18 protein-coding genes and 1 tRNA gene are annotated in these 20,237 nt (G+C 70.7%); 3 read left to right on the top strand and 16 right to left on the bottom strand.

What is annotated here, in order from left to right; all coding sequences use genetic code 11:
• Window positions 1-586: 586 nt before the first annotated feature.
• From IEY36_RS26215 to IEY36_RS26155, 14 genes are all read right to left on the bottom strand, one after another.
• A complete protein-coding gene (locus IEY36_RS26215) occupies window positions 587-1,213 on the bottom strand; it encodes a hypothetical protein (RefSeq protein ID WP_188972515.1) in 627 nt (208 codons plus the stop codon).
• Window positions 1,210-1,524 (bottom strand): hypothetical protein, encoded by a 315-nt coding sequence (locus tag IEY36_RS26210; protein WP_188972513.1) that lies wholly within the window; start codon window positions 1,522-1,524, stop codon window positions 1,210-1,212. Before IEY36_RS26210 ends, IEY36_RS26215 begins: the two co-directional genes overlap by 4 nt.
• Entirely contained in the window at window positions 1,521-2,120 is a 600-nt protein-coding gene (locus IEY36_RS26205) for a hypothetical protein (RefSeq protein ID WP_188972512.1), read from the bottom strand. The genes IEY36_RS26210 and IEY36_RS26205 overlap by 4 nt, the downstream gene beginning before the upstream one ends.
• 3 nt (window positions 2,121-2,123) lie before the next feature.
• Entirely contained in the window at window positions 2,124-3,164 is a 1,041-nt protein-coding gene (locus tag IEY36_RS26200) for a DUF1190 domain-containing protein (protein WP_188972510.1), read from the bottom strand.
• 21 nt (window positions 3,165-3,185) lie between these two features.
• Window positions 3,186-3,611 carry a DUF350 domain-containing protein gene (locus IEY36_RS26195; RefSeq protein ID WP_188972508.1) on the bottom strand — a complete coding sequence of 142 codons (426 nt, stop codon included), beginning with the start codon at window positions 3,609-3,611 and terminating at the stop codon, window positions 3,186-3,188.
• 25 nt (window positions 3,612-3,636) lie between these two features.
• The gene (locus tag IEY36_RS26190; protein ID WP_188972506.1) at window positions 3,637-4,812 is read right to left on the bottom strand and encodes a glutathionylspermidine synthase family protein; all 1,176 of its coding nucleotides are present in this window, start codon (window positions 4,810-4,812) and stop codon (window positions 3,637-3,639) included.
• Between the two features lie 108 nt (window positions 4,813-4,920).
• Window positions 4,921-6,096, bottom strand: a complete 1,176-nt coding sequence (locus IEY36_RS26185; RefSeq protein ID WP_188972504.1) for a glutathionylspermidine synthase family protein — start codon at window positions 6,094-6,096, stop codon at window positions 4,921-4,923.
• Between the two features lie 68 nt (window positions 6,097-6,164).
• Window positions 6,165-6,368 (bottom strand): hypothetical protein, encoded by a 204-nt coding sequence (locus IEY36_RS30840; RefSeq protein ID WP_229681587.1) that lies wholly within the window; start codon window positions 6,366-6,368, stop codon window positions 6,165-6,167.
• 30 nt (window positions 6,369-6,398) lie between these two features.
• Window positions 6,399-7,787 (bottom strand): ABC transporter substrate-binding protein, encoded by a 1,389-nt coding sequence (locus IEY36_RS26180; RefSeq protein ID WP_229681586.1) that lies wholly within the window; start codon window positions 7,785-7,787, stop codon window positions 6,399-6,401.
• A gap of 38 nt (window positions 7,788-7,825) precedes the next feature.
• The gene (locus tag IEY36_RS26175; protein WP_188972502.1) at window positions 7,826-9,484 is read right to left on the bottom strand and encodes an amidase; all 1,659 of its coding nucleotides are present in this window, start codon (window positions 9,482-9,484) and stop codon (window positions 7,826-7,828) included.
• Window positions 9,485-9,489: 5 nt separating this feature from the next.
• Window positions 9,490-11,112: an amidase gene (locus tag IEY36_RS26170; protein ID WP_188972500.1), complete on the bottom strand. Its 1,623-nt coding sequence runs from the start codon at window positions 11,110-11,112 to the stop codon at window positions 9,490-9,492.
• 601 nt (window positions 11,113-11,713) lie between these two features.
• Complete coding sequence (locus tag IEY36_RS26165) at window positions 11,714-13,672, bottom strand: oxidoreductase (protein ID WP_188972498.1); 1,959 nt, start codon at window positions 13,670-13,672, stop codon at window positions 11,714-11,716.
• Between the two features lie 23 nt (window positions 13,673-13,695).
• Window positions 13,696-14,625, bottom strand: coding sequence for a heme-dependent oxidative N-demethylase family protein (locus IEY36_RS26160; RefSeq protein WP_188972496.1), 930 nt, complete (start codon window positions 14,623-14,625; stop codon window positions 13,696-13,698).
• Window positions 14,626-14,753: 128 nt separating this feature from the next.
• Window positions 14,754-14,828 (bottom strand) — tRNA-Thr (locus tag IEY36_RS26155).
• 125 nt (window positions 14,829-14,953) lie between these two features.
• Here IEY36_RS26155 and IEY36_RS26150 point away from each other — a divergent pair.
• From IEY36_RS26150 to IEY36_RS26140, 3 genes are read left to right on the top strand one after another with little or no spacing between them, the layout of a single operon-like run.
• Complete coding sequence (locus IEY36_RS26150) at window positions 14,954-15,946, top strand: efflux RND transporter periplasmic adaptor subunit (RefSeq protein WP_188972494.1); 993 nt, start codon at window positions 14,954-14,956, stop codon at window positions 15,944-15,946.
• Complete coding sequence (locus tag IEY36_RS26145) at window positions 15,943-17,187, top strand: ABC transporter permease (protein ID WP_188972492.1); 1,245 nt, start codon at window positions 15,943-15,945, stop codon at window positions 17,185-17,187. Before IEY36_RS26150 ends, IEY36_RS26145 begins: the two co-directional genes overlap by 4 nt.
• Window positions 17,184-17,873, top strand: a complete 690-nt coding sequence (locus IEY36_RS26140) for an ABC transporter ATP-binding protein (protein ID WP_188972490.1) — start codon at window positions 17,184-17,186, stop codon at window positions 17,871-17,873. The genes IEY36_RS26145 and IEY36_RS26140 overlap by 4 nt, the downstream gene beginning before the upstream one ends.
• Before the next feature lie 158 nt (window positions 17,874-18,031).
• Here the strand turns inward: IEY36_RS26140 and IEY36_RS26135 are convergent, their stop codons facing one another.
• Complete coding sequence (locus IEY36_RS26135) at window positions 18,032-18,994, bottom strand: tripartite tricarboxylate transporter substrate binding protein (RefSeq protein ID WP_188972489.1); 963 nt, start codon at window positions 18,992-18,994, stop codon at window positions 18,032-18,034.
• 246 nt (window positions 18,995-19,240) lie between these two features.
• Window positions 19,241-20,116: an aromatic amino acid exporter YddG gene (gene yddG / locus IEY36_RS26130; protein WP_229681585.1), complete on the bottom strand. Its 876-nt coding sequence runs from the start codon at window positions 20,114-20,116 to the stop codon at window positions 19,241-19,243.
• Window positions 20,117-20,237 lie beyond the last annotated feature (121 nt).

Raw genomic sequence — 20,237 nt, 5'->3', positions numbered from 1 at the left:
CCGGTTGGCTCCGTCCGACGGCGATCTGCCCCTGAGTGGATCGCGCGTGACTGGAGCCATGCCAACGTCGCTGTTTGACGACCGAGGAGGAAAGGTTGGAGGGGCGCCGCCCCTCCAAGCCACCCCGCCAAAGTGCAGTGCACTTTGGAATGCCGTCTTTTGGCGCTGGGCGTGAAGCGCATGCGGTGGCCGCAGCGAGCGCTTCGTGCGCAAGGGTGGGTCTCGGTACCGCTGCTGACCGTGGCGCAGAGCACCAGGTCGAGGTTTCCAAAGGCCTTGGAGCAGATCGCGCCTGACTGGAATCAGTCAGGCGCGTGACGATGCTCTATCAAACAGAAGGTTCGAGCGATTTGCGTGAGCGCAGTCGAACGCAATCCGCTCTGGGGCTCAGAGACCGTTTGAAAGGCCCAGCACCGGCCCGCACCCCCACCCGGCCACCCATTCCAGAATACTGGCGTGGGTGGCCGGGTGGGGGTGCGGGCCGGTGCCGGACCTCAAAATGCGCCTCCTGGCGCATTTTCAAACGGTCTCTCAGGTGGGGAGAACGCGAAAGGGGCGACGCCCCTCTCGGTCCCACCGGTCAAGGTCAAGGGCCGCTGGTATGGCCCACCCGCCGCCGATGCGCGCGCTCGCCGCCCCATCCGGCGCGCTGGATGCGTCGGCGCACGATGTCCACCTGCAGCCCCGGCGCAGGCCCGACCATGCCGACCAGCTCAGTGAAGCGCGCCGCCGGCAAGCAGACGCCGCCGATGCTGCCGCCGGCCCGGCCATCCGCGCCATGCAGCAGCAGCGGCGCGCCACCCTCCACCGCTTCAAGAAGCAGCGCCGAAGCCCCCAGCGCCTCGCGCAGCGGCTTGTCCAGCGCGGCCACGCCGCTGGCGAGCACATCCGTGCCGGACAAATCCACCAGGGCGACGACGCGATAGGTGCCGGGCAGCATCGCGCCACCCAGCCGCCCAGGCGTCGCCTCCGCATTGCCGAGCGCCTGGGACAGCGCGGCCGGCGGCGCCCAGGGTGCCGCGATCGGGCCGAATAGCACGGCATCGCCACGTTCGAGCCGCAGGCCTGGCCGGTCATCGCCGCGCGCGAGCTCGACCACCAGCCGCAGCGGCGCGCCGGACTGCGTGCCACCGCCACGCGCCGCACGCAGCGACCGCCAGGCGAGGAGCACCAGTACGACCGCCCCCAGCAGGAACAGGATGGACAGGATCATGGCGCGGCCGCCGGGGGCTTGCCGCCCGTCGTCTGCGGCGGCGGCGTGGCTGGCGCGGTGCGCCGGCGCTCCGCCGCCTCGATCAGGCCGGTGGCAGCGGGGTTGGGCCGCGCGTCGGCCGTTGGTGCCCAATAGCGCGGCGAGAGTGGCGCGGCCGGCGGCAGACTGGCCGCGCGAGCGGCGGCCTCGACGAAGGCACGGTCGGTCGCCGCGCCGTTCCACCGCGCCACGGCGAACAGCATGCCGCCGAACAGCATCAGCACGGCGGCGCCCAACAGACAGAGCCGGGCACGCAGGACCAGCGGGTTCATGCCGCACCACCCGCTGGCGGGGCGAGCCTCAACACCGCCGCGTCCGCCGCCGCGATGGCGGCCGTCCCGCCCGTGGCGAGCCCGGCCACGAGGCCCGGCAGTTCCCGCGCCAGCGCCGCCCGCGCGGTGCTCTCGGCAGGGCCGTTCGAGAAGGCGATGACGGCGCGGAACAACCGGCCCGCGGCGGCCTTCTCGGCGGCCGGCATCGCCGCTCCGGCACGGACGAGTTCGCCGAGCAACGCCGGCACCGCCGCCACCTGCAAGGCGCTGCGCGCCGCCTCGGGCAGCGCGGCGGCCGGGGTCGGCTTCGGGTCCTGCTTCGCCGCGCCACCATTCAGCAGCCAGGCATCGAGCCGCTGGCCGGGCCCGCCGCCGAACATCGCGGCGAGCCCGCCGGCCAGCGGCGGCAGCACCACGAAGCCGAGCCAGAACACCGCGCCATGGGGCAGCAGCAGCAGTCCCACCAGCAGATAGGCGATGCCGGCACCGAACAGCGCGAGGACGACGCGCCGCTGGAAATTCGTCAGCAGCGTCTCGTGTGGCTGCGCCGCGCGCAGCGTAGCCCGGGTGCGCTGGACGGCATCGGTGGCCTTCATCGCTCAGCCCCCCGACGAATAGCTGCGGCCGGTCGACCCAAAGCCGGCGCGGGTGACGACCGAGGTCGGCCGTGAAATGCTGGTACCGCCCTGCCGAGCGCTGGTGCCGCCGTCATAGGTGGCCATGCGGTTGGCCGGCGCGAGCGAGCGGGTGCCGCTGTCCCAGGCGCGCAGCGGGCCGGTGCCGGTGGCCGGGCGATAGGCGGCGGTGGGCTGGCGGTCCGCCGTCCAGGTCCAGCCCTGGTAGCGCGGGCCGATGCCGCCGCCATAGCGGCCATACCAGAAGGAATTGTAGCCGCCCCACCAGGTGCGCGGCGTCGTGCTGCTGCTCCCGCTGGTCGGCGGGTTGGCGGCTGCGACGGCCAGCGCGGCCGGCGGCAGCTCGACCTCCTGGCATTGCGACCAGCTGGCGCGACAGCTCTCCTGCGTCCCGAAGCGCGTCGGCAGCGGCAGGTCGAGGCGTTCGCAGGACCGCCATTCAGCGTCGCAACTCGCCTGGTCCGGATAGACCGGCGCGAGGCGGTAATAGGCGAGGCTGACATTGAGCGGCGTGCGTGCATTGGCGGTGTAGTCGAGCGTCGTCACCGCGCGCGGCGGCGGCTGTGTGGCAACGGGGTTGGCGGCAAGCTTGGTCGGCTCGGGCAGCGCCCAGCTCTGGCCGTCGCGGTCGCGGATGGCCGGTTCCACCGCGCCCGTGCCGCCCGGCACGCGCACCCAGCCGACCAGCGTGGGCCGCCAACCCGGGCCGGTGGCGGCGAGTGTTTCGCCCTCGCAGGCGCCGCGGCCGAACAGGGTTTCGCAGGCGGCGACGGTGGCGAAGCGCGGGCGCGTCTCGGTCTGTTCGCGCGCCAGGACGTCCTCCAGCCGGTCGCAATTGGCCGGGTCGTCACCGAGGCGCCGATGTGCCGCGCGGCAGGCGTCCAGCCGGGATTCCGTGCGGTCCGGCAGGTCGGCCGGCGTGTCGTCGCAGCCCACCACGCCGAGGCCCAGCGTCACCAGCGCGGCGGCGCGGATGGTGCGGGAACGGCGGCGGGGGGGGCGCACGGGCTGCGTCATCGCGGTGCGTCAGCCCGACATGACGGCGTTGTTCAGGATGCCGGCGCCGACCTGCATAAAGGCAACGAAGACGGCGGCGCCGCCGAGCTGGTCAGCGTCGATCTCCTGCTTCAGCCGGCCGGCCAGCAGTGTCGTCAGGATCAGGTGGACGACAAGCTGCACGGCGACCGCGACGATGCACCAGATGATCTGGTCGAGCGGGCCGGCGGCGGTGCGCGCGACGGCGGCGATCGGCAGCACCATGCCGAGCGCCTTGCCGCCAAAGGCCAGGGCGCAGGGCAGGTTGCCGGCGCGCAGCAGCGTCAGTTCCGAGATCGGCGTGATCAGCGAGACGATGACGAGCCCGCCCACCCAGAACACCGCGCCGAGCGAGAAGGCGACGAGGAAGCTGAGGAGGGTGGCGGGAAACAAATGCAGGATCTCGGCGGCGGACATGCGGGGCGTCCCTTCTTGGCGCGCGTCAGCCGCGCAGGATATGCGGCACGAAGCGCGCGGCGGGCCCGGTGACGGGGCCGAGCGATTCACGGAAGGCGATGCCGGCGGGTTCGCCACCGATCATCCAGACGGAGAGGTTGGCGTGGACCTCGCCGGAGCCGGCACGCAGCACCGGCAGCGGGCAATGCGCCTGGTAGAGCAGTGGGCCCATCTCATTCTCCGGCACCTCGCCGGGCGTCTGGCCGGGCAGGTAGACATGTTCGCCATCCCAGCCGCGCCGCGGCTTGGCGACGAAAGCGCCGGTGGCGGAGCGTTCGAGGAAAGTCGGCAGCAGGTTCGGCGCCCCTGGTTCCATGTGCCACAGCAGGGCCATCATGGTCTTGTCGGCGACGAGGCGCGTCCAGGCGCCGGGCAGGATGCGCGTGCGGCTTTGGGGGAGCGCCTCGACATTCGGCTCATCCTCCATCCAGTCCCAGGGGTAGATCTTCACCATCGCTTGCAGCGGTTCGTCGGCCTCGTCGGTGAAGCATTTCGCGTCGAGATCCCAGCCGACCTGTTCCATGCTGCAGATGCCGGGGCGCAGGCCGGCGTTGCGGGCGATCTCGGCGATGAATTCGGCGTCGAAGCGCTCGCCGGTATCGGCGGGGCTGCCATTGACCAGCGTCTCCCCGCCACAGGCGATGACGAAGCGCGTCGGCAGGGCGGCAAGGGGCAGATGCGCCGTGAGCTTTTCGAAGATCAGGTTCTCCTGGCTGTCGGAACCTGTGCCGGAGGCGGCCTGCCAGGACTCGAACCATTCCCACTGAACGTAGGCTGCCTCGGCCAGGCCGAAAGGAGAATCGGCCTCGTAGTCGAGCAACATCGGCGTGCCGTCTGGCGTGAAGGAGAAGTCCATCCGGCCGTAGAGGGGCGAATCCTTGGCGCGCCAGGACTTGGTGATGGTCTCGCGCATCGCCGGGTTGTGGATGCCGAAATAGTTGTAGTCGCCGCTGGCGACCAAGGCCTCGACCGCGGCGTAGCAGCGCTTCTGGATGCCGGTCGCGGCCTCGTAGACGCGGTCGACCAGCGCCGCGTCGATCAGGTAGGCCGCGTCGGTCACCCACCAGGGTTGGCCGTCCGGGCCGGGAGCGAGCATGCCGAGGTCGCGCAGCCGGGCGATGGCGTCGGCGGGCGTGGTGACGGGGATGCGTTGGAAGGGCATCGGCGCCTAGAGCGGATGGCGTTCGGAGGGCATCATCCGAACGGGTGACGACGCTCGCCGACGCATGGCTGGAACAGGTGGCGTGAACGCAGGTGTTTGCGGCATGCGCTACAGCACGACATGGGGCACGAAGCGGTCCTCGAGCGTCGTCACCAGTTCTTCTCCCTCCCGGATGCCGAGCCCACAGGGCTCATCGCCGACGATCCACACGCCCATGACCGGGAAGGCGTCACCCTGCGGTGTCGCGTGCCCCGGCAGCGGCGCCCATTTTTGCCAGATCGTAGGGGATGAAGGCAAACCTTCGGCGATCTCGGTCGAGGGGTCGTTCGCCACGCCTTCCACGCGCATGCCGTGTCCTTCCAGGCCAAGGGCCGGCTTGCCGATCGCCGGGCCGTCGATCGCCGCGCGGTCGAGCGAGGCCGGCAGCAGCAGAGGATGACCGGGAAACATCTCCCACAATGTGACTAGGATCGCTTTGTTGGCGTGCAGCATGCGTCGCGCCGGCTCGATCCAGCGGGTGCCGCCGAGCGGCAGCAGGCGGCCGCCTTCCTCGGCATCGAGCCAGTCCCAGGGGTAGAGCTTGAAGCAAGCGGCGAGCGGGGTGCCGTCGGGCGTGACGAAGCCGGTCTCGGCCTGCCAGGAGATGTCCTCGACCGGGATGAAGGCGGCCGCGTGGCCGGCGGCGCGCGCGGTGGCCATCAGGTAGGCGACCTGGGCAACTTCATCCGTGCGTTCGTGTTCGGCGGCGAAGTGAATGTGCGGCGGCAGGCCGAGCCGCGGCCAGCGCGCGACGAGGGCATCGTCGATGGCGTTCCACTGGTCGGTGCCGGGGCGCGTCGTCGGACCCGGCGGCGTTTCCTCGAACCAGGCGAGTTGCACCACGGCGGCTTCGAGCAAAGCGGCGGGCGTCTCGGCGTTGAATTCGAACAGCTTGATGCTGCCATCGGGGGCGAGGCGGAAATCGAAGCGGCCGTAGAGGGAGGGTTCGCGCGCCTGGTACGAGGCCTCGACCAGCGCGGCGAGGCGGTCGGTGAAGCCGAAGGCGCGGTAGTCGCCGCGATGGACGACGCGGTCCACGGCTTCGGCGATCATGGCGTTGGCCTCGCGCGCGGCCGTGTCGAGGGCGTCGATCGCCTCGGGGGTCAGGGCGTAGCAGGCGTCGCGCGCCCAGTATTCGCGCTCGTCGGGGGAATGGAAGCCGAAGCCGAGCGCCTCGGCGCGACGCGGGAAGGCGTCGTCGCGGCGAAGCAGGTGGCGGGCGATGGCGGGGTTGGACGCAGGCATCGCCGCCGAGTGTAGGGCGGGACGGGCGGCGGCCGAAGACGGGAATCGGACCGCCGCGCCGCGCGGGTTCAGCGCCGGATGAAGACCTGGGTGAGGTCCTGGTACCAGCTCTTGGCCTGGGCGAAGCCCTGCACTTCGGGCCGTAGGGCGCGCGGGTTCACGTCATGCACCACCCACAGCCAATAGGCGTTGTCGACGACATGCTCGTGGATACGGGCGACGATCGCGTCGCGCTCGGCGGTGTCGAAGGTGGTCGAGGCCTGGTCGAGCATTGCCTGCAATGACGGGTCGCAGACGCCGGCCTAGTTCAGGCCGCGCGGCGGTGCGGCGTCGCAGCTGAAATGGCGCTGGAAGGCATCGAAGGGGGTGGATGTCCCCATGCTGTTGTTCAGCGCGTGCAGGCTGCGCGCGGTCGCATCCAGCGGCCCGCGGCTGCGTTGCTGGCGCAGCGCGTTCCATTCCACCACCTCGAAGGTCAGGTCGACGCCGACTTCGCGCAGGTTCTGCTGGACGAATTCGTTCATCGGCAGCGGCTGCATCTGGCCCGAGCCGGAGGCCGAGATCATGAAGCGGATGCGCAGCGGGTTGGACGGGCCGTAGCCGGCCTCGGCGAGCAGGCGTCGCGCCTCGGCCGGGTCGTAGCGGATCCTGAAGGTCGGGTGGCCGAACCAGGGGCTGTCGGGCAGCACCATGCCCTGCGCCGGTTCCGCCATGCCGCCGAGCAGCACCACCAGTTCCTCGCGGTTGATGGCGAGGTTCAGCGCCCGGCGGACGCGCACATCGGAAAGCGGCGTGTTGTCGCCGGACAGGCGCAAGATATAGGGCCAGATATGCGGGTAGGGATTGGTCTTGATGACCATGCCGGCGGAGCGCAGGCGGCGGACGGCATCGGGCGGCGGTGCCTCGATGAAATTCACCTGGCCGGTGAGCAGCGCGGCGACGCGGATATTGCCGTCAGGGATCGGCAGCAGCATCAGGCGGTCGAGCTTGGGCCGCCGCGCGACGTCCCAGTATTCGGTGTTGGGCAGCAGCACGGCGCGCTGGCGGGGGACGATCTCCTGCGCGCGGAAGGGGCCGGTGCCGGAGGGCTGCAGGCTGAAGGCCTCCCAGCCGCCGAGCTTGCGCCATTGCGCCGGGCTCGAGATGTGCATGAAGACGACTTGGTCGAGCATGGAGGCATCGGGCGCGTCGCCGCCGATCGCCACTTTGAAGTCGTTGATGCGGCGCCAGGTCTTGATGCCGGGGATGCGGAAGCCGAGCGTCAGGGATTGCTGCGGGTCATACTGCGGCGCGTCGCGCTTGAGCAGCTTCTCGAGGTTCCAGATCACCGCGTCGGCGTCGAAGGTCGAGCCGTCATGGAAGCGCACGCCGCGGCGCAGTTCGAAGATCCATTCCTTCGGGTTCTCGGGATTCGGGTAGTAGCGCTCGGCGAGGGCGGGGACGATGTCGGGGATCGTCCGTTCCTGGTCGAGATTCCAGTAGACCAGCGAATCATAGAGGGTGAAGCCCATCCAGCGGATGCCCTCGCCGCCCTGGTCGGGAGCGCCGCGCGCGGTCGGGATGTCGCTCAGCGTCATGCCGATGCGCAGTTCGCCGCCCGAGGCCGCCTGTGCCAGGGCGGGCGACGAGAAGGCGCCACCCACTATCGCGGCACCGAGGGCGAGGCTGTCGCGTCGCGTGAATTCCGTCATGGCAATCGGTCTCCTGTCAGCGGTGGCATGGCGGCACGTCACGGCGCGTATCCGGTGAAGCGGAACACGTTCGACGGTTCCTCGGCGAAGCCGCGCGGTCGGCGCAGCCGGCGCGCCATGGCTTCGACGTAGGGCGCCGATGCGCAGAGGAGTTCGAATTGCCGTTCGTTCAGCGACAGCCCGGCACGACGCGCGACCAGCGCGACGGCGTCGCGATCGGCGGCGGAAATCTCGGCCGGCGTCGGGTCGGGCAGCGGCGGCAACGCGGTCGAGAACGCGGCCTTCGGGTCGAGCACCGGGCGGCGCTGCCGCCAGGGTGTCGCGCGTTCATAGGCGTCGGCGATGCGCATCACCGTCGCATCGGCGAAGGGCGCGCCCACCACCTGCATCGACAGCGGCAGACCTTCCGGCGTGTAGCCGATGCAGTGAGCAAGCGCCGGCCCGCCGAGCACGTTGAACGGCGTGGTCAGCGACGGCTTCTGCCAGAATTGGATGGTGCGCCAGGCATCGAGCGGCACCGCGGGCCCGGGACCGGCGGTGACCAGCGCGTCGAAGCGCGACCAGAGCGGCTTCGCCTCGGCCACCATGGCGCGGCGCTCGCGCTGGGAATTGACGTAGTCCTCGGCGCGGATCAGCACGGCGGCGAGCGAACGGCCGAGGAAATCCTCGCCGAACAAGCCGGGGTTCGCGCGCAGCCCGGCCTCGTGCACCGCGTAGAGTTCGCTTTCGGCGCCGACGATCTTCACGTCGGTATAGTCCTGCGCCGGGCGGATGCGGACCTCCTCGAGCGTCGCGCCGAGGCCGCGCAGCACCTCGAGCGCCGCTTCCATCGCCACCCGCACCACGGCGGGCACCGGCACCTCGACCTCGTATTGATGGCGCAGCACGCCGATGCGCAGGCCACGGATGTCGCCGGTCAGCGCGGCGGCGTAGTCGGGCACCGCCAGGGTCGCGCTGGCGGGGTCGAGCGGATCGTGGCCAGCGAGGGATTGCAGCATCAGCGCGCAATCCTCGACCGTCCAGGTCATCGGCCCGGCATGGTCGTAGGAGAAGCTGTTGGTCCAGATGCCGCGCCGGCTGATCAGCCCATAGGTCGGCTTTAGCCCCGCCAGGCCGCAGAGCGCGGCGGGGTTGCGGATCGACCCACCGGTGTCGGAGCCGAGTGCGCCCATCGCGAGGCCGGCGGCCACCGCCGCGCCGGAACCCGACGACGACCCGCCGGTGATGCGGCCGCGATCCCACGGGTTGCGCGCCGGCGGCCAGGGCAGGTCGAAGCTCGGACCGCCATGGGCGAACTCATGCGTCGCGAGCTTACCGAGCAGCACCGCGCCGGCCATGCGCAACCGGGCGACGGTCTCGGCATCCTCGCTCGGCACGAAGTGTTGTGCGCTGCGCGAATGGCCCGTCGTGCGGATGCCGGCGGTGCAGTAGATGTCCTTCAACGCATAAGGAATGCCGTGCAGCGGGCCACGGTAGCGGCCGGCCATGATCTCCGCCTCCGCCTCTCGCGCCTGGTTGAGGGCAAGGTCCGCCGTCACCAGCAGGTAGGCGTTGAGCTGCGGGTCCACGGCCTCGATGCGCGCGAGGAAGGCGCGGGTGAGTTCGACCGGCGAGAGCCGCCGCGCGGCGATCAGCGCAGCGGCCTCGGCGATGGTCAGGTGATGCAGTTCGGCCGGTGCCGATGCGGTGTCGGGCATGGCGGTCACTCCGCGTCGAAGAGGTTGGTGGTGGCGAGTTCCGCGCCGAAGGGCAGGTTGCGCGGCAGCGCGGCGCCCATCGCCTCGACATGCGGCAGCGCCTCGCAGGCCTGGGCGAATTGTCGTGCATCGAGCGGGAGCGCGGCGCGGGCGGCGAGGACCGCGTAGGTTTCGCGCGCCGCATCCGATGGTGGTGGTGCCGTCTGGTCGGCGGCGCTGTCGATGAAGGGCGTGGCCGGCACCTCTGGCCGGCGTGCGCGCCAGGGCGTTGCCTGTTCGTAGGCATGGCCGATGCGCAGCACCGTCGCTTCGTCGAAGGCGCGACCGGCGATCTGCATCGACAGCGGCAGCCCGGCGGCCGAGAAGCCGTTGCACAATGACAGCGCGGGGAGTTGCGAGACGTTGAACGGGTTGGTCAGCGGCGGGGCGGCGAAATTCGCCTCGGCGCGCATCGGCGCCATCAGCGGTGCCTCGCCCCAGATGCTGGCGGTGACCAGCGCATCGACGTCGCGCAGCGCGTCGAACATCTGCTGCGCCAGCACGCGTTGCAGGCGCAGCGCCTGCACGTAGTCCGTCGCGGGCACGAAGGCGCCGGGCATGATGCGGTAGCGGAAGACTTCGCCATAGTCCTGCGGCGTGTCGCGCAGATGATCGGCATGGATAGCGAAGGATTCGGACAGGCCGATGATGCGCATGCAGGCCTGGTAGTCGGCGAGTGGGCGCAGCGTGACCTCGCGGATCTCGGCGCCCAGCGCGCGGAGCACCTCGATCGCCGCATCCATGGCGGCGATGACCTCGGGCGACGCCCGGCGATCGCCATCGTACCAATGGCGCACCACGCCGATGCGCAGGCCCTTCACGCCATTGGCCAGCGTGGCGCGGAAGTCGGGCAGCGGGACGTCGGCGCTGGCGGGGTCGAGCGGGTCATGCCCGGCGATCGCCTGCAGCAGGATCGCGCAATCCTCGACCGTCCAGGCGAGCGGGCCGGCATTGTCGAGCGTGAAGGAGAGCGGCAGCACGCCGCGCTTGCTGACGCGGCCATAGGTCGGCTTGATCCCCGCCGTGCCGCAGAAGGCGGCGGGCAGGCGGATCGAGCCGCCGGTGTCCGAGCCCATCGCGCCCGGCACCAGGGCGGCCGCGACCGCCGCGCCCGAACCGGAGGAAGAACCGCCCGGGAAACGCGCGATGTCCCATGGGTTGCGTGCCGCCGGCCAGGGCAGGTCCCAGGACGGGCCGCCGGTGGCGAATTCATGCGTGGCGAGCTTGCCGAGCAGCACGCCGCCGGCCGCGCGCAACATGGCCACCGCATGTGCGTCCGTGTCCGGGACGCGGTCCTTGCAGCGGGCGGAATGCGCCGTCGTCGCCAGGCCGGCGGTGTCGTAGATATCCTTGAGGGCGTAGGGCACGCCGTGCAGCGGGCCACGCGCCCCCCCGGCCATGATGGCGGCCTCGGCCTGCTTCGCCTCGGCCAGCGCGGCATCCGCGGTGACGGCGATGAAGCTGTGCAGCACGCCGTCCGTGGTGGCGATACGGTCGAGGAAGGCGCGGGTGAGCTCGACCGGTGAGAGGTCGCGCGCGGCGATGCGCCGCGCGGCCTCGGCAATGGTCAGCAGGCGCAGCGCGGTCATGCGCGCCGCCCCTGCCGCGACCATGCGGCGGCAGGCATGCCGCTGCCATGCGATGAAGGGCTGAATACTCGGTGGTCCGGCGCGATACGCATGCGACATCCTCAGGATGACGTGCCTGAGCCGTGTGCGCCGATGCTCCCGGAAAAGCGTTGGGGTGATAGTCGCAGGAATGTCGCGCGCGTCAATCGCGCGAATCGTCGCGCAGGCGCCGCGCGGCTTTATCCACCGGCAGCGCGAGCAGCGTCACGTCGATAGTGGTGACGATGTGCGGTGCCGGCAGCAGCGCCGTCGACGCGAACTGCGGCGGGGGCCATCACGCACCTTCGCATGGAGCGTCTTGCGTTCGACTGCGCTCGCGCAAGCCGCGCCGTGCCATTGTTTGATCGCGCATGTTCACGCGCCAAGCTGATGCCGGTCAGGCGCGATCTGCTCCAGGCGGCGAGGAAGCCGATGACGGTTGGCGCGGCGCAGGCCATGGACGCGACGACGTGCGCATTCATGATCGCCGCGCGGCGGCGCGGGACGGTCGTAGCCAGTGTCGGAACGTCGTCGCCGACGCCCATCCCATCACGCGCGCGCCGTGATGCGGCGTCGCGTGCCGTCATACCTCACGGCCGGCGATGAAACCTTCGTAGATCGCTTCCTCCGCGCTGCGCGGCGACAGGCAATCGCCGACCAGCCGCACCGGGCAGGCAAGGTTTTCCAGCGCCTGTTCCAGCGCCGTCTCCGCCGTATGGCCGCTGGCCAGCACCACCGTGTCCACCGCCTCGCGGATGATCGGGTCGCCAGAGGTGGCGTGCAGGAGATACGCGGTGGTGCCATCGACGCCGTAGAGGCGCGCATCGGGCAGGATCTCGACGCCGAGGCGGTGCAGCCGGCCGACCCAATGGCTGCGCAGATAGAGTTGCAGGTTGAAGCCGGCATGCGGCGCATTCACCGCGAGCGTAACCTGGTGGCCGGCGAGCGCCAGCTTCTCGGCAAGACCCATGCCGACCCAATCGGCACGCCAGTCGGCCACCAGCACGCGGCTGCCGATATTGGCGCTGCCCTGGATCGCCGACCAGGCATCGACGAGGTGGCCATCCTCGCGGCCTTCGATCTCGGGGTCATAGGCGCGCGCGCCGGTGGCGAGGATGACGGTATCAGGGGCGAAGTGTTCGACCATGGCGCGATCGACGAGGGTGTTCAGGCGCAATTCCACGCCGCCCTGGGCCAGTTCGTGTACGAGATTGGTGATCAGGCCGCCGAACTCCGCACGGTCGGGCAGTAGTTGCGCGAGCAGGGCCTGGCCGCCGAGGCGGGGCGCGGCCTCGCACAGGGTCACGCAGTGGCCCCGTTGCGCGGCGGTCACCGCGGCCTTCATGCCGGCCGGGCCGCCGCCGATGACGAGGATGCGTCGGGCCGGGACTGCGGGGGGCAGCGACGTGAGCGTCGCCTCGCGCCCCGTCACCGGGTTCTGGATGCAGGAGATGCTGTAGCCGGCGTGGAAATGGCCGATGCAGGCCTGGTTGCAGGCGATGCAGGCGCGGATGTCATCGAGCCGGCCCGCCTGCGCTTTCACGGCGAGGTCGGGGTCGGCGATCATCGCGCGCGTCATGCCGCACATGTCGGCCTGGCCGGCGCGCAGCACGGCTTCGGCGATCTGCGGCTGGTTGATGCGGCCGGCAACGAAGACGGGCAAGCCGGTCTCGGCGCGCAGCGTGCCGGCCTGGGGCGCCACATAGGCGGGGGCGTAGCCCATCGGCGGCACGACATGGATCGAGCCGCCCTGCCCGGCCATCGAGCCCATGGTGATGTTGACGTAGTCGAGCGCACCAATGGCCGCCAAGGCCTTGCAGGCGGCGATCACCTCATCGGCCTGCAGGCCGTCCGGCTCGATCTCCTCGGCGGAGATGCGCATGCCGACGATGCGGTCCCCCACAGCGCGGCGCACCGCGGCGAGGCCCTCGGCCAGGAAGCGCAGGCGGTTCTCCGGCGAGCCGCCATAGCGGTCATTGCGCAGGTTGGTGCGGGGGTTGAGGAATTGCGCGAAGAGCAGGCCGTGGCTGGCGAGCAGTTCGACGCCGTCCAGCCCGGCCTCGGCGAGGCGGCCGGCGGCGGCGCCGCTGCTTGCGACGATTTCCTCGACCATAGCGACCGGCATTTCGCGCGGCATGGTGTGGAACCGGTTGTCCGGCACGGCGGAGGGCGCGTAGGCGACCTCGCGCAGGCCGCCCCTGACGCGCTTGGAGACGCGGCCGGCATGGGAGAGCTGGCCGAAGATCCTCGCACCGTTGCGATGCACTGCCTCGGCGAGGGCACGATAGGCCGGGATGCAGCGGTCGTCGGTGACGATCAGTTCCGGGTAGTCGGTCAGCGAGGAGGCGTGGAAGCGCGCGGATTCGACGATGATGAGGCCGGCGCCGCCGCGGGCGCGGGCCTCATGATAGGCGATCATCGCTTCGCCCGGCAGGCCGTCGCGGGCGAGGAAGGTCTGGTGGCCGGTGGAGAGGATGCGGTTGCGGATTTCTGTTCCGCGCAGGCGAAAGGGTGAGAACAGCATCTCGAAGGGGCGTGCCATGGGCTCGGCCTTTGCGGGTGGCGTCAGGCGTGGCGTTCGAGATAGGTGTCGAGGGCGGCGCGGAATGGCAGCATGCTTTTGTAGCGCTCCATCTCGGGCGGGAGGGCGCGCACTGCGGCCAGCAGGCGGGCAGCCTCGCCGGGTTGCGCGACGATCGGCGCCAGGGGCGTGACGTGCACGCGGATGCCGAAGGCGATGCCGCCGGTCGTGGGCAGGCGGCGGAAGGTCTGGCGTTCGACGCGCATGACGAGGGCCTCGCCGGCGGTGTCGGGGGTGACCTGGCTTTCGCCGTCATTCACGCCATGGCCGGTGGGCTGGAACAGGGTGGCGTCGTCCATGATCGACCAGTTCAGGCGCTGGGCGATGCGGCCGGCCTTCAGCGCGGCGAGGAAGCGGTCGACCGGGCGTTCCAGCTTGTCCTTGTACAGCGGCACCGGGCCGTGGATGGCGCCGAGGGGGCGGCCGATCTTGCTGGACAGGCGCCAGCGGCTGGGGAAGCAGAGGATGGCGGCGACCAGGGTGAGCGTGGCGTCCGGCTCCTCCCGCAGCAGGCAGAAATCCTCCTGCACCAGGCGGCCGATGCGGTCGAGCGGGTCGTCGGTGAGGGGCAGGGTCTCGCCCAGGAGGTGGTTGTGCAGCGTGGTGCCGTGGCGGGTGAACCAGCCGGGGTGGTGGTGGCAGAGGTGAGTTGCCAGGAGGTCGAGCAGTTCGTCCTGCATCGGTTCGGAGCCGGGGGTGGCGTCGAGCACCTCGGGGCGGTGGTGGGCGAGCAGGCGGCGGCGTTCGGCGAGATGGGCGGGGTAGTGGTGGTCGAACTCGATCCAGGCCGGTTCCGGCACCACGGTCAGGCCGAGCGCCATGCGGAAGGCGCCGGGGTCGTAGGGGAGGTACAGGGGGGCGCGGGGGAGTGGGGCGGTGTCCCACAGGGCTGGCGCGGCTGGCGGGTGGGTCATCGGCACTCCCTCAAGGACGAGGATGCGCCTGAAGGCGGCCGGGGTTCAACGGGGCGCCCGCCCAAGGCTCTCCGGTGTCCGGGAGATGCAAGATGAAGGCCATCGTCGGTAAGGCTGATGCGGAACGATGGTGCCGGCACGCGGATTTGAACCGCGGACCTACTGATTACGAATCAGTTGCTCTACCACTGAGCTATGCCGGCTCCGTCGACGCCGCGTGTCACCACGCCGGCCCGGGCGGCGCTCTCTACCCCCCGGCGGCCCGGCGCGCAACCGTGTGTTTCACCACCCCGCGTCGCAGCACTTCCCGTGCTAACCATGCCACACCATGCGCCGCCGTATCATTATCCTGATCTTCCTCATCCTCACCCTCGGCGCCGGGTGGTTCTGGTGGACCATGCCGCCCGCCGTCGCCATCGCGATGGCGACCACCGGCCCCGCGCTGCGCGCCGTCTATGCCACCGGCAGCGTCGAGCCGGTGCAATGGGCCCGCGTCGGACCCGCGGTGCGTGCCCGCGTCACCGAGGTGATGGTCCAGGAAGGCCGGCGCGTCACCGAGGGTGAACCCATGGCCCGGCTCGATGACCGCGAGGCCCGCCACCGCGTCGTGGAAGCCGAGGCCCGGGCCCGCTTCGCCGAGGATGAGCTCGCGCGCATCCGCACCCTGGTCACGCGGGACATCGCTTCGCGCTCCGCCCTCGACCGGGCCGAGTCCGAATCACACGCCGTCGGCGCCGCGGCCGATGCGGCACGCCGGCGGCTCGACGACTATATCGTGCGCGCCCCCTCGGACGGCGTGGTGCTGCGCCGCGATGTCGAAGTCGGCGAGGTCGTGGACACCCCAGCCAGCCTGTTCTGGATCGGCGAGCCCCGCCCGCTGCGCATCACCGCAGAGGTGGATGAGGAAGACATCGCGCAGGTCCATGAAGGCCAGCGCGTACTGCTGCGCGCCGATGCCTTCCCCAACCAGGTCCTGAACGCGACTGTCGGCCAGATCACCCCCAAGGGCGACGCGACGCGCAAGGCCTATCGCGTCCGGCTGAACCTGCCCGACGACACGCCGCTGATGATCGGCATGACGGTCGAGGCGAATATCGTACTGCGCCAGACCGACGACGCCGTGCTGGTGCCGCCCGCGGCGGTGCATGATGGCCGCGTCTTCGTGGTGAAGCGCGAAACCGTCGAACGCCGCCCGGTCGAGGTCGGCGTGCAGGGCCCGCGCGCGGTCGAAATCCTTCACGGCCTCGCGCGTGGCGAAGCGGTGGTCCTCAACCCGCCGGCCAGCCTATCGGATGGCCAGGCGGTCCGCCTGCGGCCATGAGGCTGATTATAGACCTCGCCCGCGGCATGCTGTCGCGGCGACGACGGCAGACGCTGGTCAGCGTGCTTGGGGTCGCGCTGGGTGTCGCCTTCTTCATCGCCATCACCTCGATCATGCGTGGCTTCCAGACCTACTTCATCCAGCAGGTCATCGATGTGCAGCCGCACATCGTCATCAAGGACGAAACGCGTAGCCCGGCGCCGCAAGCCGCGCACATGGCGGCACCCGATGGCGCCGTCGCGATCAACGGCGTGAAGCCGGTGGACCGCCTGCGCGGCATTCGCGCGTCCGGCGAAAGGCTCGCGGTGCTGGAGGCGATCCCCGGCGCTGCCGCGGCCCCCATCCTCACCGGCGCGGCGCTGCTGCGCTACGGCTCACGCGACGTGACGATCACCGTCACCGGCGTCGACCCGACACGCTATGCCCGCGTCTCCAACATCGAGAAGGACATGCTGTCGGGCCGGCTGGAGGATCTGCGCGCTACCGCCAATGGGTTGATCATCGGCGACAGCCTCGCGCTGCGCCTCGGCGTCCAGCTTGGCGATACGGTCGTCGCGGTCTCGCCGCGCGGCGTCTCGCTGCAGATGAAGATCGTCGGGCTGTTCCACACCGGCCTCGCCACGCTCGACCAATCGGCGGGCTATGTGCTGCTCAAGGTCAACCAGGTGCTGCAGGACCGGCCCAATGTGGTGAACCAGATCCTGCTGCGGCTGGGCGATGTGACGCAGGCCGAGCCGCTGGCGCGCGAGATCGAGGCGCGGTTCGGCGAGCGCACCGAGAGCTGGGAGGAGCAGAACCGCAACATACTCACCGTCTTCGTCATCCAGAACGCCATCATGTATAGCGTGACGGGTGCGATCCTTCTCGTCGCGGCGTTTGGCATCTACAATATCATCTCGACCGTCGTGTTCGAGAAGACGCGCGACATCGCCATCCTGAAGTCGCTCGGCTTCACCGAGGGCGATGTGCAATTACTGTTCCTGGCGCAGGGGCTGATCGCGGGGTTCCTCGGCGCCGCCCTCGGCTGCCTGATTGGGCAGTTGATGATCGAGGGCCTCGCGCAGGTGCGTTTCCACACCGAGACGCCGGCCGGAAATGATCGATTCCTGCTGGCGCGCGACTGGCGGATCTATGCCATCGCCTCCGGTTTCGCGATGGCCTCGGCGGCGCTGGCGGCGGTGATCCCGGCACGTCGCGCCGCACGGCTCGACCCGGTGCAGATCATCCGCGGGGCGGCGTGAGCACGCCTGCGCCGCTGCTCGTCGCGCAAGGGGTGACCAAGACCCTGCCCGAAGGCGTCACGCTGGTCAGCGACATCAACCTGACGATCGACGGCGGCGAATTCGTCGCCATCACCGGGCCGTCGGGGTCGGGAAAATCCTCATTGCTTTATCTGCTCGGGCTGCTTGACCGGCCGACCAGCGGGCGTGTCCTGCTCGAAGGCCGCGACACCGCGGCGCTGCCCGCGCCGGACCTCGCGGCTATGCGCCTCGCACGCCTCGGCTTCGTGTTCCAGTTCCACTTCCTGCTGCCGGAATTCAGCACCCTCGACAACGTGCTGATCCCGATCCGCCGGCGTGCCGCGCTGGCCCGGCCGGCTGCCGAAGCGCGGGCGCGGATGCTGCTCGACGCGCTCGGCTTGGCGCCGGCGGCGGAGAAGATGCCCGACCAACTGTCGGGCGGCATGCGCCAGCGCGTCGCGGTGGCGCGCGCCCTGGCCAACGACCCGGTGCTGCTGCTGGCCGACGAACCGACCGGCAATCTCGACACGAAGAATGCCGCCGCCGTCTTCGACATCTTCGCGCGGCTGGCCAAGGAGGACGGCCGCGCCGTGCTGGTGGTGACGCACGACGCGGAACTCGCGCGACGGGCGACACGCCGCGTGCATCTGGTCGATGGCCGGATCACCAGCGACGAGAAGAACTGATCGCGGCGCGCGTCGGCTGTCCGGCGATGGCGATTCGAGGGGCGTCGCCCCTCCAAACCACCCCACCAAATGACAGTGTCATTTGAGAAGCCGTCTGTTGGCACCGGGCAGTGTAGGCGTGCTGTTTCGGCGACGCGCGCGCGGTGCGCAAGGGCGGACTACCGCCAGGGATGGCGCGTCCAGAGCGCGCGCAGCGCGGCATCCGCGCTCAGCACGATCTGCCGCGTCGCCGCCGCCGGTTGATAGGCCAACGGCAGACGTAGTCGCGCCGCGGCCTCGATCCAGGCCGGATTGCGCATCGTCTCCGCCAGTATCAGTTCGAGCCGCGCGAGGACCGGCACCGGCGTCGCGGCCGGTGACACCAGGCTGACCACATTGCGCGTGTCGATCGGATAGCCGGCTTCGGTGAAGGTAGGGACGTCCGGTGCCATCGGGTAGCGACGCGGCCCGGCCGACGCCAGCGCGCGGGCACGCCCGGCACTGACCAGGCCGAGATTGCCGCCCAGCTTCATCGAGGCGACCTGGACCTGCCCGCCGGCAAGCGCCGCGACGATCTGCGCCTCCTGCGCGAAAGCCACATGGCGAAACCGGACGCCGGCGGCATCCTCAAATTCGACCATCAGCAGGTGGTCATCCGTCCCGATGCCGCCGGTACCCACCGCGATGGTGCCCGGCGCGGCCTGCGCCGCGCGCACCAGCGCCGCGACATCGCGCAAGGGGCTGTCGGCGGTGACGAAGAAGGCGCTCGGATCCTCCAGGATCGAGCCGAGATAGACGAAGTCGCGCAACGAGTAGCGCGCCCCCGGCTCGATCGAGCCGACCTGCAGGCCGGGGGTAACGACGATGCCGATGGTGAACCCGTCCGGCGCGGCCTGCGCCAACGCGGCGTAGCCCTCGGCCGGCTGCTGGTGGACGAGGCTGAATCGCGCGCCGGGCAGTTGCGCCGCGAGGTAAGGCAACATCGGGCCGATCGCCGCATCCGCGACGCTGCCGGCGGCGAAGGGCGCGATGATGCGGATCGGGCGGTCACTCGGCCAAACGCCCTGCGCACGCGACGCGCCTGGCGCGGCGACGGCCCCGGCGAGGCCTGCGACCATGAGGCCGCGACGCGATGGTATCATCCAGATCGTCCTTCCCGCCGGGCGCATCACGTGGCGCCGTCCATGCCGCGAGGCTAGAGCGGTTCACCAGACGGTGGAACCGCTCCCGTCCTCCTGGCGCAAGCATCGTCATCGGTCCGGGTGTTGGCTTCCGGGCCGGCGCTGTGGTGGCGCAGGCCACCGGAAGCAGCCCCCGGCGCACCGATGCGCCCCGCGATGCCGGAGCGTTTGCTTGCGCGCGACCTCGGCACAGGTGCCGGGGGCGCGTCAGCCGCGCGCCGTCGCCGCCAGCAGCCCGCCGCCAGCCACAAGCACCGCCGCGACGCCCGCGCGCCAAGTCAGCACCCCCTCCCCCGCCACTACCAGCAGCAGCGTCGAGGCGACCGGCACCGCATAGGCCAGGGTGCCGAGCAGCCGTGGGTCGCCGCGCTTCATCCCGGCATCCCACAGGAAGAAGGCCGCGCCGAGCGGCCCGGCGCCGAGCAGCAGCACCGCCACCCATTGCCGCGCATCGGGCACCACGGTGGTCTCGAACAGCAGATGCGTGACGCCGGCAAGCAGCGCCGTTGCCAGGCAGAACCCGGCCACGGCTTCGGTCGGCACCGCCTGCATACGTTTGGACGTCACCGAATAGACCGACCAGACCAGCGCGCAGCCCGCCGCCGCCAGGAAACCGAGCGCGGCCCCCGGCGGAAATGACGCCCCGGCGCCGACCAGCAACACGCAACCGGCAAAGCCCAGCGCCACCCCGGCCAGCCGCCGCGCCCCCAGCCGCAGCCCGAGAATCGGGGCTGAGAGCAGCACGATGAGCAGCGGCCACAGGTAGTTGAGCAGGTTCGCCTCGACCGCCGGCGCGAGGGCCAGCGCCGCGAAATACAGTGCGTGGTAGCCGAACAACCCGCCCACCCCATGCGCCCAGGCGAGTGGCCCCTGCCGCAGCAGCGCCAGCCCGCCGCGCGCCGCGACGACGGCGAGCGCCAGCACCCCGCCCGCGGCGAAGGCCAGCGCGGTGAGTTGCAGCGGCGGCACGCCGGCGGCCATGCGCGCCAGCAGGGCGAGGAAGGCCCACAGCGCGAGTGCGCCGCAACCGGCCAGAGTGGCGCGGGAGACGCGCTCGGGCGCCGATGTGGCGGGGCTATTCAACAATGACGACATCCCTCGTCCTTCGTGTCTGTCGGAGAATGCGCTAACTGGCGCATTCTGGTGCCCGGCGCCGGCCCGGACCCCACCCGCCGCAGTATCCTGGAATGGGTGGGGGTGCGGG

Source organism: Neoroseomonas lacus, assembly GCF_014644535.1.
GTDB lineage: Bacteria > Pseudomonadota > Alphaproteobacteria > Acetobacterales > Acetobacteraceae > Neoroseomonas > Neoroseomonas lacus.
This window is presented reverse-complemented; position numbering and strand designations above follow the sequence as displayed.

Bases quoted from the DNA above. Each gene is read 5' to 3' on its own strand.
- IEY36_RS26195 (WP_188972508.1), bottom strand. From the start codon at position 3,611: ATGTCCGCCGCCGAGATCCTGCATTTGTTTCCCGCCACCCTCCTCAGC.
- IEY36_RS26150 (WP_188972494.1), top strand. From the start codon at position 14,954: ATGCGCCGCCGTATCATTATCCTGATCTTCCTCATCCTCACCCTCGGC.
- IEY36_RS26190 (WP_188972506.1), bottom strand. From the start codon at position 4,812: ATGCCCTTCCAACGCATCCCCGTCACCACGCCCGCCGACGCCATCGCC.
- IEY36_RS30840 (WP_229681587.1), bottom strand. From the start codon at position 6,368: ATGCTCGACCAGGCCTCGACCACCTTCGACACCGCCGAGCGCGACGCG.
- IEY36_RS26160 (WP_188972496.1), bottom strand. From the start codon at position 14,625: ATGACCCACCCGCCAGCCGCGCCAGCCCTGTGGGACACCGCCCCACTC.
- IEY36_RS26135 (WP_188972489.1), bottom strand. From the start codon at position 18,994: ATGATACCATCGCGTCGCGGCCTCATGGTCGCAGGCCTCGCCGGGGCC.
- IEY36_RS26205 (WP_188972512.1), bottom strand. From the start codon at position 2,120: ATGAAGGCCACCGATGCCGTCCAGCGCACCCGGGCTACGCTGCGCGCG.
- IEY36_RS26180 (WP_229681586.1), bottom strand. From the start codon at position 7,787: ATGACGGAATTCACGCGACGCGACAGCCTCGCCCTCGGTGCCGCGATA.
- IEY36_RS26210 (WP_188972513.1), bottom strand. From the start codon at position 1,524: ATGAACCCGCTGGTCCTGCGTGCCCGGCTCTGTCTGTTGGGCGCCGCC.
- IEY36_RS26170 (WP_188972500.1), bottom strand. From the start codon at position 11,112: ATGACCGCGCTGCGCCTGCTGACCATTGCCGAGGCCGCGCGGCGCATC.
- IEY36_RS26175 (WP_188972502.1), bottom strand. From the start codon at position 9,484: ATGCCCGACACCGCATCGGCACCGGCCGAACTGCATCACCTGACCATC.
- IEY36_RS26145 (WP_188972492.1), top strand. From the start codon at position 15,943: ATGAGGCTGATTATAGACCTCGCCCGCGGCATGCTGTCGCGGCGACGA.
- IEY36_RS26185 (WP_188972504.1), bottom strand. From the start codon at position 6,096: ATGCCTGCGTCCAACCCCGCCATCGCCCGCCACCTGCTTCGCCGCGAC.
- IEY36_RS26165 (WP_188972498.1), bottom strand. From the start codon at position 13,672: ATGGCACGCCCCTTCGAGATGCTGTTCTCACCCTTTCGCCTGCGCGGA.
- IEY36_RS26215 (WP_188972515.1), bottom strand. From the start codon at position 1,213: ATGATCCTGTCCATCCTGTTCCTGCTGGGGGCGGTCGTACTGGTGCTC.